The organism is Paenibacillus sp. NFR01 (assembly GCF_900111565.1).
GTDB lineage: Bacteria > Bacillota > Bacilli > Paenibacillales > Paenibacillaceae > Paenibacillus_AQ.
In genome coordinates this window covers 1-17414 of sequence record NZ_FOIK01000005.1, presented here as the reverse complement: position 1 = coordinate 17414, position 17414 = coordinate 1, and the positions used below count along the sequence as shown (strand labels likewise).

The following is a 17414-nucleotide window of genomic DNA, read 5'->3' as shown; positions in this document are numbered from 1 at the left end:
GCTACAGCACTCCCTTCGTGGACGGCACGCCCTTCACGCGCGGATCGATCTGGGTAGCTTCGTCGAGCGCGCGGCCGAGCGCTTTGAACACCGCTTCGATCATGTGATGGGTGTTGGCGCCGTAATGCACGATGACATGCAGCGTAATCCGCGCTTCCAGCGCGAATTTCCACAGAAACTCATGCACCAGCTCCGTCGAGAAGCTGCCGACCTGCTGGGACGGATAGGACGCCCGGTATTCAAAATGCGGACGGTTGCTGATATCAATGACGACCTGCGCAAGCGCTTCGTCCATCGGGATAAAGACATTGGCGTACCGCTTAATGCCCTTTTTGTCGCCTAGCGCCTCGCGCAGCGCCTGTCCAAGACAGATGCCGATATCCTCGACCGTATGATGATCGTCGATTTCGATGTCGCCTTTCGCCTGCACGGAAAGGTTAAACTGGCCGTGTTTGGTGAACAGATCGAGCATATGGTTTAGGAACGGCACATCCGTCTCCAGCTCGGCTTCGCCGCTGCCGTCCACTGCCAGCTTCAAGGCGATATCCGTTTCATTTGTTTTGCGGCTGAGGCTCGCCTCGCGTACCGCCTGTTCAAGGTTATTCTCCATTTCCGTCTCCACCCTTTCCTTCGTTCTGCAGCCGGATCTCGATCGCCCGCGCATGCCCTTCCAGACCTTCCCGTCTGGCCAGTTCCATAATCGTCGCTCCGTCGCGCAGCAGCGCTTCTTTGCTATAGTAAATCATGCTTGATTTTTTAATAAAATCGTCGACGTCAACCGGCGAAGAAAATCGCGCCGTGCCGTTCGTCGGAATGATATGGTTCGGCCCGGCAAAATAATCGCCGACCGGCTCCGAACTGTACCGTCCGAGGAAGATCGCTCCGGCATTCTCGATGCTGCCGAGCAGCCCCATCGGGTCCTCGGTCACGATCTCCAGATGCTCCGGCGCCAGCCGGTTCACGACCGAGACGCCTTCCTTCAGCGATTCCACGACGATAATCGCGCCGAACTGTTCCACCGAGGCGCGGGCAATGGCTTCGCGCGGCAGCTCGCTCAGCTGTCGCTCCACTTCCGCCGCCACCGCATCGGCCAGCGCCTGCGACGGCGTGACCAGAATGGCCGAGGCCATCTCGTCATGCTCGGCCTGGGACAGCAGATCGGCCGCGACGTAGGCCGCATCGGCGGTATCGTCGGCGAGCACGACGATCTCGCTCGGCCCGGCAATGCTGTCGATGTCGACCGCGCCATACACTTCGCGTTTGGCGAGGGCGACATAGATGTTGCCGGGCCCGCAGATCTTATCGACCGGCGCGATGCTCGCCGTGCCGAAAGCCAGCGCGGCGATGGCCTGCGCCCCGCCGACCCGGTAGATCTCGTGTACGCCGGCTTCGGCCGCGGCCACGAGAATGTACGGGTCGATGCCCGCTTTGCCGCCGGTGGATGGCGGCGTCACCATCACGATCTCCGGCACGCCGGCAATCTGTGCCGGAATCACGTTCATCAGCACGCTGGACGGATATGCGGCTTTGCCTCCCGGCACATAGACGCCCACGCGCTTCAGCGGCCGGATAATCTGGCCGAGAATCGTTCCGTCCGGCTGCAGATCCATCCAGGAGTTGCGCTTCTGGCGGGCGTGAAACGCCCGGATATTGGCCGCAGCCTCGCGGATCGCCGTTACAAACGACGGCTCCACCCGCGCGTATGCCGCCTGCAGCTCATCCGCCGTTACACGCAGCTCCGGCGCCGTCAGCTTGGCGCCGTCCAGCTTCTCCGTATAGCGGAGAAGCGCCGCATCGCCTTCTTTTTTAATGTCGCCGACAATTTCCTTCACGATCCGGTTCTGCTCCGGCGTACCGTAATCCACTTCGCGCTCCAGTTTAAACGTTTTGCTTGATTCAACCTTCACCGTAGGTTCCCCCTTGCCCCGCTTCATCTATTTCCATTTGGTTCATGAATTCTTCAGCATCTCCGGTTCGGGTATAACCGATTGCAGCCGGTCGCAGAGCCGCTGGATCTGCTCGTTCTTCATCCGGTAGCTGACCCGGTTGGCCACCAGCCGGCTTGTGATTTCAAAGATGCTCTTAATCTCCACCAATCCGTTCTCCCGCAGCGTCTGGCCGGTCTCCACCATGTCGACGATCCGGTCGGCAAGGCCGATCAGCGGCGCAAGCTCGATGGATCCGTTCAGCTTGACCACTTCCACCTGTTGGCCCTGCTCGCGGAAATAACGCGAAGCGACATTCGGATATTTCGTCGCTACGCGCTGCTGAATGCCCGGCTGCCAGTTCGGCAGACCGATGATCGACATCCGGCAGCGGGCAATGCCAAGGTCCAGCAGTTCATACACGTCCCGCTCCTCTTCGAGCAAGACGTCCTTGCCCACAATCCCGATGTCGGCAACGCCGTATTCCACGTAGGTCGGCACATCCACCGGCTTGGCCAGAATGAACTCCATTCCCGCCTCAGGCAGCGCAACCACCAGTTTGCGGGATTCCTCCCCCTCCGGCGGAATCGGCAGACCTGCCTGCCGGAACAGCTCCGCCGCTTTATTGTATATTCGGCCTTTCGGCATCGCTACTTTCAGTATTTGCGACATTCACGTGACCTCCGTTCCATTGTTCTTTCAGGTTTATCGCTTGTACCCCGCTCACCCATGCTCGCTGACGAAGGAGACGAAGGTGAGGATCTCACCGAAGCGCTCTCCCTCGGCCTCCAAGGTATCGGTATCCAGCCGTTTCACGTCCTTCAGGTCCTCAGTCGCCGCGACAAGCCGTGTAACCGCCATACGTCCTTCGGCGCGCAGACGCGCCGCTTCCTGCAATCCTTCGGTCCGCCGGAGGGCATCATACTGTATCAGCACCGGCAGCTCCTCTTCCTCTCCGTCCCCGGCAACGCCGTCGAGAATCCGATTGGTTTTCAGGGAGAAACCTGTGGACGGAACCGGCCGGCCGAACTGCTGCAGCAGATTGTCGTAACGACCGCCGCTGCACACGGGAAAACCAAGGTCGGCGGCATAACCTTCAAACGTCATGCCTGTATAATAGGAGAAATCTCCGATCATCGTCAGATCGATTAATACATGTTCGGATACCCCGTAAGCCACGAGCACCTCCCACACCTTGCACAGATGTTCAATGGATGCACGGGCCAGCGGATGGCTGCTCAGCTCCAGCGCCTGGCTGCAGATCTCCTTGCCGCCGCGCAGCCGAAGCAGCCCGCTGAGCTCATTCTTTTGCGCTTCCGGAAGCTCAAGCCGCCGCAGCGTCTCGCGGAAGGCCACGTAATCGCGCCCCAGCAGATGGCTTTTCAGCTCATCCTGCGCCTCCGGGAGCCCTGGAACGGCTTCCTGGAACAGACCATTCAGAAAGCCCACATGGCCCATGGCGATCTTAAACGATTTGACGCCCGCCGCCTGAAGCGATGCAATGGCCAGCGCCACGACTTCGGCATCCGCTTCCGGCGAATCATCGCCGACCAGTTCTACGCCGGTCTGGAAGAACTCCGCCTCCCGGCCTGCCTCTTCCTCAATCGCCCGGAAGACGTTGGCATGATAAGACAGACGCAGCGGCAGTGGCTCATCCTTCAGCAGCGAAGAGACGACACGGGCCACCGGCGCGGTCATTTCCGAACGCAGCACCAGCGCCTGGCCGCGGTTGTTCAGCAGTTTATATAGCTTCTGGTCTGATGTGGAGCTGGCCACACCAACCGTATCGTAATATTCCAGGGTAGGGGTAATCATCTGCTTATAGCCCCAGCGGCTCATGCAGTGCAGCACATCATACTCAATTTTGCGCAGCTTCTTGACCGCACGCGGGAGATAGTCGCGCACACCAGCTGGTTTTTCGAATCCCTTCGGCTTGGACATCTTCATTTGTCACCTCGTCAAATATCATCAAAAGTCCATAAAGGACTTTACTATGGTAAAGTGGTAGTAAAGTAAAGTAGTGGGAACATCGTATCACGGACTATCCTTTTACGTCAATAATACTCTCCTTTATACAGCATAGCCTTCTTTGCCATATAAGATGAACGTTCTACATTACTATTAAGCTCCCCTGCAAGTTCACCATAATGGTACAACAGATTTTCACTAAAATAAAATCGCTTACAAATTTACTCTTTACAAATAATTGTGAATCGAAGTAAGATACAAGAAAAGTTGTACACAAGTATACAACTAAGCTTATCCAGAATCTGTTTAAGGAGTGAAGGAGCCATGAGATTAGGCATGATCGGACTTGGCAAGATGGGCTTTAACCTGGTTTTGAATCTACTGGGCCATGGACATGAGGTGGTTGTAAGCGATATCAATCCACAAAAGGGAGAACAGTTAGCCGGGCTGGGAGCACAGCCTGCATCTTCCATTGAAGAGCTGGTCAATAAGCTGGAGCACCCGCGGATTATCTGGATTATGGTCCCTGCTGGCACTGTTGTAGAAGGCGTAATCCATACGCTCTCCGGACTGCTTGAAGCGGGCGATATTATCATTGAAGGCGGCAACTCCCATTATAAAGACTCTGCAGAGCGTGCGGAAAGACTTAAGGAACGCGGCATTCACTTCTTCGATGCCGGCACTTCCGGCGGAACCAGCGGGGCTGAGCATGGAGCATGCTTCATGGTTGGCGGTAATCAAGAGGTCTTCACTGCCATTGAGCCTTTATTCCGCGATCTTGCAGTGGATCAGGGTTATTTGTATGCCGGAGAATCCGGAAGCGGACATTACCTGAAGATGATCCATAACGGCATCGAATACGGCATGATGCAGTCCATTGCAGAAGGTTTCGAGCTGCTTGAGAAAAGCAGCTTTGACTTCAGTTATGAGGACGTTGCGCGCCTGTGGTCTAACGGCTCTGTTATCCGCGGCTGGCTCATGGAGCTTGCACAGAATGCTTTTGCCAAAGACCCAAATCTGGCTGGAATCCGCGGGGTGATGCACAGCTCAGGGGAAGGTAAATGGACCGTTCAGACTGCGCTTGACCTGCAGGCCAGCACCCCGGTTATCGCCCTGTCTCTGCTGATGCGTTACCGGTCACTTGAGGAGGATACTTTTCACGGCAAGGTTGTTGCTGCGCTGCGCAATGAGTTTGGTGGACATGCCGTTGTTCAGGACAGCTGAGCGAAACTGCTTCTAAACCCGGCTCTGGCGCTATCGCCTATGCATTTTAGAACGATGACCCTGCAGGAATTGTATGCTAAAATCGTTAAAGTACAACTAACTAGCGTACTATTCAATCCTGTATAGAGGAGTCGTTAATAATGCAATACCCTTCCGCCTGGCTGCAAGGAGCTTCTCGCGGAGAAGCCATTGCCTGTGAACTTCGGTTACAAATTATAGATGAAAAAATCAAGCCTGGTGAAGTGCTCTCTGAGAACCGGATCGCAGCGGACTTTGGTACGAGCCGCTCGCCAGTCCGGGAGGCGCTTAAATCGTTATCCGCTGAAGGGTTAATCCGGCTGGAAAGAATGGGGGCTGTTGTGGTCGGCCTTAATCTGAAAGATGTTGAGGAACTGTATGATGTGAGGTATCTTATCGAAAGCTTTGCCCAGCAGAGACTCGCCCAAGGAGATCACACAACGCTGATCCAACAGCTTGAGCAAATTATCGATAAGATGAAGCTGGCTGTCAAACACAATGATTTTGTCGAGTTCGCGTATCAGGATTTTTCATTTCATGAAGCTATTGTCATAGAAGCCAAACACACCCGGATACTTCATCTGTGGAAGAGTATTCGTCATATTGTGATGACCGTTATTTTAATCACCACCGAAAAAGGGTTCGAAAGCGGAGAAGAACGGATGAACTGGGTAGCCGACAAACACCGGACAGTAGTAGACGCCCTTCGTTCCGGAAATGCGGAGACCATCCGTAAGGTCGTTCAGGCCTATTTTGCCGACTCGGGAGAAACGTTAATCCGCAGCCTGCCCTAAGCAGGCTGATGGCCGAACTTGCGGCCAGACAATGCTTCTTTTTCCGCCCAACTTGTCGACAAGTATACCGAATATCATTTTATTCATAAGAATTCTCTTGCAGGTTATGTTAATAGCAATCTCTACTTCAGTGAATCCACATAATATTGGAGGCATCGAATACCATGCAAAATTTTCTTGGCCTCAGCCACAACGCAACTTTGCTCCTTTGGACATTGCTTGTCATTGTTTTTCTGGTTATGCTTATCGCTAGATACAAATGGAATCCTTTTGTCACGCTGCTTCTTTCTGCGCTGGTTCTTGGCCTGCTCGCGGGAATGGAATATCAGACACTGATCAAATCTGTCACAGGCGGCTTAGGCGGCACCCTTGGAACGATAGCCATAGTGATCGGTCTCGGGACCATGCTGGGAAAAATGATGGCCGAATCCGGTGGTGCTGAGCGTATTGCGAACACACTCGTCGATCGTTTCGGGGAGAAAAACGTCCACTGGGCAATGATGCTGGTAGGTTTCGTTGTCGGGATTCCTGTATTTTTCGAAGTCGGCGTTATTCTGCTTATTCCTGTGGTCTTTATGGTGGCCCGCAAAACCAAGATGCCGCTCCTGCAGATAGGGATTCCGATTCTTGCCGGTCTGTCGACTGTCCACGGCCTCGTTCCGCCGCATCCGGCGCCCATGATCGCCATTGATGCCTACGGTGCAAACCTGGGTAAAACGATTATGTATTCTATCCTAGTTGGTTTGCCTACGGCAATTATTGCAGGGCCGCTGTTCGGCAAATTTATAGGAAAACGCATCGAGGTAACACCTCCCGCAGAGCTGGCCGAACAGTTCGCGGCTAAAAGTGTCCGGGAACTGCCCGGCTTCGGCATTACGCTGCTGACGATCCTGTTGCCTGTAATTCTTATGCTGACGGGCTCGGTTGCGGATATCCTTGATCCGTCCGGCGTTCATGCTTTTACGCCCTTCGCCAAGTTCATTGGACATGAGGTTATCGCTCTGCTCATTGCAGCGGTCTTCTCCTTCTTTTCACTGGGATTTGCCCGCGGCTTTAAGAAAGAAGACATCTCACGGTTTACAAGCGAATGCCTCGCGCCGACAGCGTCGATCATTCTTATCATCGGAGGCGGAGGAGCCTTTAAGCAGGTGCTGATCGACAGCGGCGTCGGCGGTGCAATCGCTGCTGTAGCTACACAATCCCATGTGAACATTATTTTCTTCGCCTGGTTGGTAGCTGCATTGATCCGCGTGGCAACAGGGTCTGCTACTGTAGCCATGACAACGGCTGCAGGTATTGTCGCACCGGTGCTGGCCGTAAGCACTGGCGTAAATATCGAGCTCGTAGTGCTGGCTACAGGTGCTGGTTCATTGGTGCTTTCCCACGTCAATGATGCCGGCTTCTGGATGATCAAGGAATTCTTCGGAATGTCTGTAGTGCAGACATTGAAGACCTGGACAGTAATGGAGACTCTTTTATCCGTAGTAGGTTTAGTCTTTATTATAATCTTAAGTGTGTTTGTCTGATTATAACAATACATCCGAGTAACGAAGGCGGACCGCTGAACTTGTTCACTGGCCCGCCTCCGGCTTCGGAAGCAGAAAGAAGGGCCGCATGTTGAGTACACCCTATATGATTGGCGTCGATATTGGAACTACCAGCACCAAGGCCGTCCTCTTTCAAGAGAACGGCCGTATTGTCGCACAGGCGAATGAAGGATATCCGCTGCATCAGCCCTCACCTTCGGTAGCCGAGCAAGACCCTGAACAAATTCTCGGTGCTGTGATCCGCACGGTTGCCTCTGTCATGCAGAACAGCGGCATCCGGCAAGACGAGCTCTTATTCCTCTCATTCAGCTCCGCGATGCACAGCGTCATCGTTGTCGACGCTGCGGGTAAGCCGCTTACCGCCTGCATCACCTGGGCTGACAACCGGAGCAGCGCTGCCGCTGCCCGTCTCAAGAACGAACTGAACGGGCATGAGGTATACCTGCGCACCGGGACACCGATTCACCCCATGTCACCCATTACCAAACTGATGTGGCTCAATGAAGAGCAGCCGGAACTGTTCCGGCAGGCCCATAAATTCATTTCCATAAAAGAATATATCTTTGCCAGGCTGTTTGGACAATATGTGATAGACTATTCCATCGCCTCGTCCACCGGTATGTTCAATCTGGAGAAGCTGGATTGGGATGAGCAGGCGCTGCGGATTGCCGGAGTTTCCCCCGAGCGCTTGTCCCGGCCTGTGCCGACAACCCAGGCTATCCAAGGATTGCTCCCTGGCTTTGCAGAGAAGCTGGGAGTACGTGCCTCAACCCCCTTTATTGTCGGAGCAAGCGACGGTGTACTCTCCAATCTCGGCGTAGGCGCCATCCATCCGGGGGTCGTAGCGGCCACCATTGGTACAAGCGGAGCCATCCGCACTGTGGTTGACCAGCCGCTGACCGACCCCAAGGGGCGGATTTTCTGCTATGCCCTGACCGAGAAGCACTGGGTGATCGGCGGACCGGTTAATAATGGCGGCATGCTGTTCCGCTGGGTGCGCGACGAATTTGCCGCTTCCGAAGTGGAAACCGCCAAACGTCTGGGACTCGACCCCTATGAAGTACTTACCCGCATTGCCGAGCAAGTTGCTCCGGGCAGTGACGGACTGCTGTTCCATCCTTATTTGACCGGGGAACGCGCGCCGCTGTGGAACCCGGATGCCCGCGGCTCCTTCTTTGGCTTGTCGATGAATCACCGCAAGGAGCATATGATCCGTTCCGTCCTGGAAGGCGTCATCTTTAATATGTATACGGTGCTGCTGGCGATGGAAGAGCAGATCGGGCGCCCGCGGCGCATCCTGGCGACCGGCGGCTTTGCCCGCTCCGTACTCTGGCGGCAGATGATGGCCGATATTTTCGATCAGGAAGTGATCATCCCGGAGAGCATCGAAAGCTCCTGCCTCGGCGCCGTCGTACTCGGCCTTTACGCCACCGGCCGGATCGACAGCTTCGACGCCGTATTCCCGATGATCGGTTCCACCTACCGTCATGAGCCGATTACGTCCCATGCCAAGGTATACAAGCAGCTACTGCCGATCTACATCTCCGTCTCCCGCAGTCTGGCCGGCGAATACGAAGCCATCGCTGAATTTCAGCGCGAGCATGCCGGCAAATCCTAACCGCAGCAACAACAAAAGCGCCGGGTACTCCGCAATATGCGGGTACCCGGCGCTTTTCTGATTCATTACGAACGGACCTGTTCGCTTGATATTGCTTTAGGTTTTTGCGGCGCCGAGCCGAACAGCACCCATGCCGCCGGTCTGAAATAACGCTGTACAATCACAACGGCGAACCAGGAAACCAGGAATGCCGCGAGCCATCCGCCGGCGATAAACGCTGCATAGACGAGTGATCCCCCATGGATCGATAGCTTGCGGTATAAGAACAATACCAGCGGATGGATCAGATATATTCCGAAGGAACAGGCACCGACCGATACGAGCAGTCTGGCCAGCAGGCTGCGTCCGGCACCGAAGAGCAGAAACGACAGCTGCCACAGCACCAGGCAGGACAGCAAGGCATGAAGATTGGCAAACCCTTCATACCAAAGGCTGTTGATGGAAGAATGCTTGGTATAGCTGTTAAACCACAGCTCCACATGGACTACGCCGGCAATTACCCATAACAGCCACAACGCAATCCACGTTGCGCCTTTTCCGGTTCGCCATCCTCCGCGGGTGGGCACCAGCCACTTTTTCAATGAAGCGTAATACGAGGCAATGCCCGCTCCCAGCAAAAAATACGAGAAATACGTAATGGCCAGACTGCCTTTCGTCAAATGCCAATACCCGTGGTTCACCATATATTTGTTGAGCAGCACGAATCCCCATTGGAGCGCAAGACCGATCAGCGGCGCCCAGGCCGCGAGGCGTCTGACCTTCTGCAGGCACCATAAAATCAGCGGAAACAAGACATAAAACTGAATGATAATAATGATGTAATATAAATGCGTGTATGCCGTTCCGGTCCACAAATACTTCCACATCTTGGCGGCCTGTTCCTGAAGAGGCATGTCCCACGTATGGCCCGACGTCATCTTAAGGATATAGTAGAGCACCGAGAACACCAGATAAGGCACAATGATATACGCCAATCTGCGGCCATAAAAGGTTCCAAGCGTCTTCCGGTTCAGCGGACGGTCGATATAATTGTAGAACAATACAAATCCGCTTAGAAAAATAAAAGACGGTACCGCAAACTGACTGAACTTGTTGATCAGCAAAAACGGATGAAACAGCGATGTTCCCTGCGTTTCCGCAATCGTGCGCGAAGTCGCATGGATCGCCATCACCGCAAAGATCGCAATGGCGCGAAAAATATCAAGCTGCGGAATTCTCTCTTTCGAAGCCACGCATTTTCCTCCTAAATCTCTGATTCCTGCGGCTCTTCTGTCCCGGAGCGTCGTAATTCCCGAAGCGGATTACCACCGACAAAAGCGCCGGGCGCCACATCTTTATGGACGACCGAGCCTGCGGCGATCACCGCACCGTCACCGATGGTGACTCCGGGCAGAATCGTCGTGTTGGCGCCGACCAGCACATTTTCGCCGATCACCACTTCGCCCAGCCGGTATTCCTTAATTAGATACTCATGCGCCAAAATGGTCGTGTTGTACCCGATAATCGAGTTTTCGCCGACCGTAATTTTCTCTGGAAAAAACACATCCACCATCGCCATCAGCCCAAAAGCGGTATGCTTACCTACTTTCATCCCCAGCACCCGGCGGTAGATCCAATTTTTCACCGGAAGGACCGGACAGTAACGGGCGATCTGGATGAAAATAAAATTGCGCACACCTTTCCATGGGCTGACCGTACGGTAAATATGCCACAAGGAATTATGCTCCTCCACCGGATAACGGGTTATTTTTCTCACAATGGCTTCGTCCCCTGCTCTACAATGTCCAGCAGATCACTGATGTCCTGAAGAATGTAATCGGGGTTGTACCCGCGCAGCGTCTCCTCGCCTTTTAGCGACCAGGATACAGCGGCAGCTAGTACACCGGCAGCCTTTGCCGACTGAATATCGACAGGGCTGTCGCCCACCATCAGCGTCCGGCGCGGATCGACATTCAAATTGCGTACGGCGGTAAGAACCGGCTCGGCATGCGGCTTCGGCTGGGTCACATCGCTTACCGTCACAATCGTCTCCATATATTGAAGCATATCGAACATCTCCAGCGCCTTGATTGTCGTCGGACGGATTTTGGTCGTCACAATGCCCATACGGATGCCGCGGCGGGCCAATGCCTCCATCGTTTCGTTCACCCGCGGGAATGCTCCGACCAGCTCGTCATGATGCGCATAATTGTAGGTGCGGTAGGAGCGCTCCAGCACACTGGTATCCTCCAGCCCGGAAAACGCGCGAAGCTGCTGCTGGAGCGTAGTTCCCATATGGGGGATCATTTGCTCCCGGGTAAGCAGAGGCAGGTTGTTGTCCTTCAGCGCGTAAGCAAACGAACGGAGGATCAGCTCATTCGTATTCACGATGGTTCCATCCAAATCAAACAATACGCATTCTATCATCTAAACGGTTACTCCTTTGTTTCTTTGACCTCGGACTCTTCCGGTTCTTCCACAGACGGAGTTTGCGGAGGAGCTTGCGGTACCGGTGCGGCTGTAGCTGCACTTTCCGGTACTACCGAATCGGCGGCAACAGGTTTGGTACTCACAATCGGATCGGAATAATGATCCTTCGGCTCGCCGGTCATCCGGCGGACGATAATCAACACCGCTGCCACAATGACGAGAAGCAGCGCGAGCAGCTGGGAGGTACGGATATTGCCATAGGCCGGATCAAGGTAGCCTTGTTCAAAACCAAGCCATTCCATCGGGCGCCACAAATGATTCATCAATGTAGCTACCGCATCGTTGCCTTGGAAAGCAAGACTGTCCGTGCGCAGCGCTTCGATAAAGAAACGGCCGATCGAATACCAGATGAAATAGGATAAGAAAATTTCGCCCGCACGGACAAACTTCTGCCGGCGCAGCGCGAACAGCAGCAGGATTCCGACCAGACTCCACAGTGATTCATAGAGGAACGTAGGGTGGTGATATGCGCCATCGATGTACATTTGATTTACGATAAAATCAGGCAGATGCAGCTTGTCGCGCAGGAAAGACTCCTGGACTATGCCGCCGTAAGCTTCCTGATTGACAAAGTTGCCCCAGCGTCCGATCATTTGACCGGCCAAAAGCGAAGGCGCACAAATATCGACGATCCGCCAGAACGGGTAGCCCTTGTAACGGAAGTAAATAATGGCGCAGATGATCGCACCGATCAAAGCACCGTAAATGGCGATACCGCCATTCCATATCTTGAACACGTCGGCCAGATTGTTTTTATAATCATCCCATTTAAACGCAACATAATAGATCCGCGCGCCGATAATCGCCGAGGGCACACCCAGCAGCAGCAGATCCATGAAAAACTCCTGCGGAATGTTAAACCGCTTTCCTTCCCATATGGCCAGGAACAATCCTACCAGTGCGCCTGTTCCCAAGATCAGGCCATACCAATGAACCGGCAGTGAACCGATGGAGAATACAATCGGATTGATCGCCAAACTAAAAAACATGCTCGCACACTCCTAATCCAGATCATCCATGTCTTCAGAGATGGTGGCTGTAAGTTTATTGGTAAATTGTAAGGCCGCATTAAAGCCCATTTGTTTCAGACGGTAATTCATTGCCGCAACCTCGATAATAACCGCAAGGTTCCGTCCCGGACGTACTGGGATCGTCACCAGTGGAACATCCGTATCAATGATTCTTGTCGTTTCTTCGTCAAGGCCCAAGCGATCATATTGTTTATCCTGCTGCCAGGCTTCGAGACGAACAACCAGCGTAATCCGCTTATGGTTGCGAATCGCCCCTGCGCCAAACAGAGTCATCACGTTGATAATGCCGACCCCACGGATTTCCAGCAAGTGCCGAATCAACTCCGGTGCCGTGCCATGCAGTTGGTTGTCCGAGGTTTGCCGGATTTCAACCGCATCGTCGGCGATCAGCCGATGGCCGCGCTTAACAAGCTCCAGCGCCGTTTCGCTTTTACCGATGCCGCTGCTTCCGGTAATCAGCATACCCACCCCATACACATCGCAAAGTACGCCATGAATGGTCGCAGATGGTGCCAATTTCCCTTCAAGAAAGCTTGTCAGACGGCTGGAAAAAATCGTTGTCGCCATGGAGCTGCGGAGGATAGGAAGCCCTTTTTCGTTGCTGATATCCAGGAATTCTTGAGGTACATCCAGGCCCCGGGTAATAACGATACAAGGCGTATTGTCGTTAAAAATACCGCGCACGCGGCTGACGCGCTCTTCCTCCGTCAACATGGAAAAAAAAGCGAGCTCCGTCTTGCCCACCAGTTGAACGCGTTCTTCCGGATAATATTCGAAATAACCGGCCATCTCCAGCCCGGGACGATTTAAATCGTCTACAGTTATCGGCCTTTTCAGCCCTTCATGCCCAGAGACAACCTCCAATTGAAAATGCTGTACCAATTCTGATACCTTAACTTTCTTTGCCATGTTGGTCCGTCCTTTCCTCGCCTGCGGTCTTGTCCGCTTCCGTACCCAATGCAAGCCGTAAACCCTTTGCCAGCCATAGGTAATTCTCCTGCTATCTTAATGGATAACGCCCCTGAATGCAATCGAATTAAGGCAATGCGGTTTTCAGCGAACGCTAAATAACCCGGAATCCCGGGACTGCTAAATCCTTTAACTATGTAGAAAATGTCCTGCTGCCCCACACTCCCGATATTACGAAAAAAAGCCGCCCTTTCAGGCGGCTTTCTTATCGGATGCGGGAGAAATATATCTTATCCCAGCAGTACGTTCAGTTCGGTTTCTTTATCGAAGATATGAACTTTGTTCATGTCGATCGCGAGTTTTGGCTTGCTGCCTTCGCGAGTAGTGGAACGTCCGTCTACACGGGCGATTACCGTTCCGTTGCCTACGCCGCTCAAGTACAAGAGCATTTCGTGACCAAGGTTTTCAGTTACGTCTACCAGGGAAGTGAAGATCGTAGCTGGCGATGCTTCCAGGAATACCGGCTCTTCATGGATGTCTTCCGGACGAACGCCCATAACAACCTCTTTGCCGATGTATCCTTTGTTGCGCAGGATTGTTGCTTTGCCGCCTGGAACTTCAACGTCCAGGTTATCAGCGCGGAAACGTACAGCGCCGTTCACTTCGGACAGAGTGCCAGTGATGAAGTTCATGGTTGGGGAACCAATGAATCCGGCAACGAACAGGTTCTCAGGGTTGTTATACAGCTCTTCAGGGGAAGCGGCTTGTTGGATGATGCCGTCGTACATAACTACGATACGGTCACCCATCGTCATAGCTTCGGTTTGGTCATGCGTTACATAGATACATGTAGTTTCAAGGCGTTTAACCAGTTTAGTGATTTCGGCGCGCATTTGACCGCGCAGTTTAGCATCCAAGTTGGAGAGCGGTTCGTCCATCAGGAACACTTGCGGATCGCGGACGATCGCACGGCCCAGAGCGACACGTTGACGTTGACCACCGGACAGAGCCTTTGGTTTACGGTCAAGCAGATGCTCGATGTCGAGGATCTTGGCAGCTTCGCGTACTTTCTTGTCGATTTCGTCTTTCTTTACTTTGCGCAGTTTCAGACCAAACGCCATGTTTTGGTATACGCTCATGTGCGGGTACAACGCGTAGGATTGGAATACCATCGCGATGTCGCGGTCTTTCGGAGCTACGTCGTTTACGACGCGGTCGCCGATGTACATTTTACCTTCGGAGATTTCTTCCAGACCGGCGATCATACGCAGGGTAGTGGATTTACCGCAACCGGAAGGTCCTACCAGTACGAGGAATTCCTTATCTTTAATATCGAGATTGATGTCCATTACTGTTGCTTTATCGGAACCTGGGTATTTTTTGAAAATATGCTCTAAACGTACGCCTGCCATTGATATTTCCCCCTCGAGAAATTATTAGGATAAAAAATAAATCGCTTTCTTGTACATTTATCTTACCCCAGACGTGCTGCCATGGCTATTTGCATCCTTCACAAAAATCCTATTTTCTTTTCGTCACTTTATACAATAACATGGCAAGCTTCACAATAGCAGCATCTCCGAAGCTGCGCACGTCCGCTCCAGTCTCCTGCTTAATCTTGTCCAGCCGGTACAGTAGCGTATTTCGATGGATATAAAGCTTCTTCGCCGTCTCGCTGACATTGCAATCCATTTCGAAAAAGCTCTCCAGCGTAAGCTGCATTTCTTTATCGGCCAGAACGGATGAGAAATCACCGATCTGTGCCAGCAGTTGTCTTCGCCGATCATCGGGGATGCTATTCACCAGGCGTTCCATGTGAAGTTCCCACGGAAGGTGAATGTAATCGCCGACTTGAAAAACCCTGCCCAGTGCTATCGTCTCACGCAGCAGCGCGAGCGCGGCCGTAAGACCCTTAACCGGAATGAGCGCATGCGATACCGCCAGATGGAAAGCTCCTCCCCATTCGCTGGCAATCAGTTCATGGAGTCCCATACAAGCCTGCGATAGCAGCTCGCCTGCATTCTCTTCCTCATCTTCCTTATCGTCCCCGCCGGTCAGCAGTTCTTTACGGGCCAATATTAGCCATTCTTTTTCAACCAGGGGGATCAATATAATTTCATCTTCAAAATAGCTGCGCAGCAGCTTCGTCAGCGAACGGTAAGAGAGCTGCGGATTGTGGGAGTTCTCGCTGATCAGCAAAAACGGGATCATTTCGGCGAACAGCCGGCTTTTCAGCGTTACTTCATCGGCGATCTCCGAGTCGCTTTTATCCTGCTCCAATTGGGAATTGAGCCAGATGCCGAGTTGCCGGGCTTCGACCTCGCCTTCTTCCTTCAATCCGGTCGCATTAAGTGCAATGGCATAATTACCGGCAGCAAAATTGACAAGCTCCAGTTCTCTTGCCGTCAAACCCTCCATCTCGACCCATATTGCCGTAACTCTTCCGTCACTCTCATACAAAGGAACCCAAAGATGTCCTTCATGCGTAATGGGTTCACCGGCTTCGCCGCCTGTCTCGGTTAGCCGACCAAACAAAGACTTGGAATGTTGTCTCCCAAGCTGTTTGATGCCGGTACGTTTACCGGTAAGCTGCTCAATTTTTTGGCGCAGTGCTTCGCTGTCCATTGCCACTCTATCCACCACTTTTGCTCTTTTCGCCTATTTTAACATATTTTTGACCTTGATGCGGATAAGCCCTCTCAGACAGCCTTACGAAGAAATTCTCCATAAACAACAAAAAAGTCGTTACCCTAGGGTAACGACTTTTTTAACGGATGAGCCATGAAGGACTCGAACCTTCGACACCCTGATTAAAAGTCAGGTGCTCTACCGACTGAGCTAATGGCTCAAAAAACATGGTGGAGGCTGATGGATTCGAACCACCGAACCCGTACGGGAGCAGATTTACAGTCTGATGCGTTTGGCCACTTCGCTAAGCCTCCATGAATGGTGGCGCGGGAGGGAATCGAACCCCCGACACAAGGATTTTCAGTCCTTTGCTCTACCGACTGAGCTACCGAGCCATACATAAAGCCATATTCAGTTAAATTAAATGGCGGAACCGACGGGATTCGAACCCGCGGTCTCCTGCGTGACAGGCAGGCATGTTAGGCCTCTACACCACGGTTCCGCATTTAAAATGGTGCCGGCGAGAGGACTTGAACCCCCAACCTACTGATTACAAGTCAGTTGCTCTACCAGTTGAGCTACACCGGCACGGTGTAAAATGTTTTGTAAAGCTTAATAAAATAAATGGTGGAGGCTGAGGGGTTCGAACCCCCGACCCTCTGCTTGTAAGGCAGATGCTCTCCCAGCTGAGCTAAGCCTCCGGGAATATGGTAGCGGCAGAGGGGATCGAACCCCCGACCTCACGGGTATGAACCGTACGCTCTAGCCAGCTGAGCTACGCCGCCACATTAATAAATATATGGATTGGAAATGGCGGAGAGAGAGGGATTCGAACCCTCGCACCGCTTACGCAGTCTAACCCCTTAGCAGAGGGTCCCCTTATAGCCACTTGGGTATCTCTCCAAACAGTCTTCACCATATACTCCATACAGGAACTTGATTCCTGAAAACTGGATCGAAACGAAACTTGCGTCATAGATGTTTTGGATAAGCCCTCGACCGATTAGTATTGGTCAGCTCCATGCATTGCTGCACTTCCACCTCCAACCTATCTACCTCGTCGTCTTCAAGGGGTCTTACTAATTGGGAAATCTCATCTTGAGGGGGGCTTCACGCTTAGATGCTTTCAGCGCTTATCCCGTCCGTACGTAGCTACCCAGCCATGCTTCTGGCGAAACAACTGGTGCACCAGCGGTACGTCCATCCCGGTCCTCTCGTACTAAGGACAGCTCCTCTCAAATTTCCTGCGCCCACGACAGATAGGGACCGAACTGTCTCACGAC

The 17414-nt window shown here is 53.1% G+C and carries 15 protein-coding genes, 8 tRNA genes and 1 rRNA gene; 4 read left to right on the top strand and 20 right to left on the bottom strand.

Annotation, left to right across the window (positions count from 1 at the left end):
* Nucleotide 1 precedes the first annotated feature (1 nt).
* From hisB to BMW84_RS19380, 4 genes are read right to left on the bottom strand one after another with little or no spacing between them, the layout of a single operon-like run.
* A complete protein-coding gene (hisB, locus tag BMW84_RS19395; protein WP_091071231.1) occupies nt 2-610 on the bottom strand; it encodes an imidazoleglycerol-phosphate dehydratase HisB in 609 nt (202 codons plus the stop codon).
* Entirely contained in the window at nt 600-1907 is a 1308-nt protein-coding gene (gene hisD, locus BMW84_RS19390) for a histidinol dehydrogenase (protein WP_091071229.1), read from the bottom strand. The genes hisB and hisD overlap by 11 nt, the downstream gene beginning before the upstream one ends.
* 42 nt (nt 1908-1949) lie before the next feature.
* The gene (gene hisG / locus BMW84_RS19385) at nt 1950-2597 is read right to left on the bottom strand and encodes an ATP phosphoribosyltransferase (RefSeq protein ID WP_091071228.1); all 648 of its coding nucleotides are present in this window, start codon (nt 2595-2597) and stop codon (nt 1950-1952) included.
* Nucleotides 2598-2648: 51 nt separating this feature from the next.
* Nucleotides 2649-3866 carry an ATP phosphoribosyltransferase regulatory subunit gene (locus tag BMW84_RS19380; RefSeq protein ID WP_091071589.1) on the bottom strand — a complete coding sequence of 406 codons (1218 nt, stop codon included), beginning with the start codon at nt 3864-3866 and terminating at the stop codon, nt 2649-2651.
* 351 nt (nt 3867-4217) lie between these two features.
* Here BMW84_RS19380 and gnd point away from each other — a divergent pair, with 351 nt between their 5' ends.
* The 4 genes from gnd to gntK all read left to right on the top strand — a co-directional run bounded on the left by gnd (nt 4218) and on the right by gntK (nt 9094).
* A complete protein-coding gene (gnd, locus tag BMW84_RS19375) occupies nt 4218-5117 on the top strand; it encodes a phosphogluconate dehydrogenase (NAD(+)-dependent, decarboxylating) (protein ID WP_091071226.1) in 900 nt (299 codons plus the stop codon).
* 140 nt (nt 5118-5257) lie between these two features.
* Entirely contained in the window at nt 5258-5929 is a 672-nt protein-coding gene (locus tag BMW84_RS19370; protein WP_091071225.1) for a GntR family transcriptional regulator, read from the top strand.
* 164 nt (nt 5930-6093) lie between these two features.
* On the top strand, nt 6094-7455 hold the full coding sequence (locus tag BMW84_RS19365; RefSeq protein WP_091071223.1) for a GntT/GntP/DsdX family permease: 1362 nt from the start codon (nt 6094-6096) through the stop codon (nt 7453-7455).
* 88 nt (nt 7456-7543) lie between these two features.
* Complete coding sequence (gene gntK / locus BMW84_RS19360) at nt 7544-9094, top strand: gluconokinase (protein ID WP_091071222.1); 1551 nt, start codon at nt 7544-7546, stop codon at nt 9092-9094.
* 65 nt (nt 9095-9159) lie between these two features.
* Here gntK and BMW84_RS19355 read toward each other — a convergent pair whose 3' ends face one another.
* The 16 genes from BMW84_RS19355 to BMW84_RS19280 all read right to left on the bottom strand — a co-directional run.
* Nucleotides 9160-10326, bottom strand: a complete 1167-nt coding sequence (locus tag BMW84_RS19355) for an acyltransferase (RefSeq protein ID WP_091071220.1) — start codon at nt 10324-10326, stop codon at nt 9160-9162.
* 11 nt (nt 10327-10337) lie between these two features.
* Entirely contained in the window at nt 10338-10850 is a 513-nt protein-coding gene (locus BMW84_RS19350; RefSeq protein ID WP_175498916.1) for an acyltransferase, read from the bottom strand.
* Nucleotides 10847-11500, bottom strand: coding sequence for a pyrophosphatase PpaX (ppaX, locus tag BMW84_RS19345; RefSeq protein WP_091071218.1), 654 nt, complete (start codon nt 11498-11500; stop codon nt 10847-10849). Before ppaX ends, BMW84_RS19350 begins: the two co-directional genes overlap by 4 nt.
* Before the next feature lie 8 nt (nt 11501-11508).
* Nucleotides 11509-12552 carry a prolipoprotein diacylglyceryl transferase gene (gene lgt / locus BMW84_RS19340; RefSeq protein WP_091071217.1) on the bottom strand — a complete coding sequence of 348 codons (1044 nt, stop codon included), beginning with the start codon at nt 12550-12552 and terminating at the stop codon, nt 11509-11511.
* Between the two features lie 12 nt (nt 12553-12564).
* Nucleotides 12565-13503 (bottom strand): HPr(Ser) kinase/phosphatase, encoded by a 939-nt coding sequence (gene hprK / locus BMW84_RS19335; protein ID WP_091071215.1) that lies wholly within the window; start codon nt 13501-13503, stop codon nt 12565-12567.
* A 290-nt stretch (nt 13504-13793) separates the two neighbouring features.
* Nucleotides 13794-14915, bottom strand: coding sequence for an ABC transporter ATP-binding protein (locus BMW84_RS19330; RefSeq protein WP_091071213.1), 1122 nt, complete (start codon nt 14913-14915; stop codon nt 13794-13796).
* Nucleotides 14916-15024: 109 nt separating this feature from the next.
* Nucleotides 15025-16143 (bottom strand): PucR family transcriptional regulator, encoded by a 1119-nt coding sequence (locus tag BMW84_RS19325; protein ID WP_254773055.1) that lies wholly within the window; start codon nt 16141-16143, stop codon nt 15025-15027.
* Nucleotides 16144-16278: 135 nt separating this feature from the next.
* A tRNA-Lys gene (locus BMW84_RS19320) sits at nt 16279-16351 on the bottom strand.
* A gap of 8 nt (nt 16352-16359) precedes the next feature.
* Nucleotides 16360-16445, bottom strand: a tRNA-Tyr gene (locus BMW84_RS19315).
* 5 nt (nt 16446-16450) lie between these two features.
* Nucleotides 16451-16526 (bottom strand) — tRNA-Phe (locus BMW84_RS19310).
* 30 nt (nt 16527-16556) lie between these two features.
* Nucleotides 16557-16633 (bottom strand) — tRNA-Asp (locus tag BMW84_RS19305).
* A 10-nt stretch (nt 16634-16643) separates the two neighbouring features.
* Nucleotides 16644-16719: transfer RNA gene (locus tag BMW84_RS19300), tRNA-Thr, on the bottom strand.
* Between the two features lie 37 nt (nt 16720-16756).
* Nucleotides 16757-16832: transfer RNA gene (locus BMW84_RS19295), tRNA-Val, on the bottom strand.
* Nucleotides 16833-16839: 7 nt separating this feature from the next.
* A tRNA-Met gene (locus BMW84_RS19290) sits at nt 16840-16916 on the bottom strand.
* A 26-nt stretch (nt 16917-16942) separates the two neighbouring features.
* Nucleotides 16943-17034 (bottom strand) — tRNA-Ser (locus tag BMW84_RS19285).
* Between the two features lie 80 nt (nt 17035-17114).
* Nucleotides 17115-17414 (bottom strand): 23S ribosomal RNA (locus tag BMW84_RS19280); the annotation flags it as partial.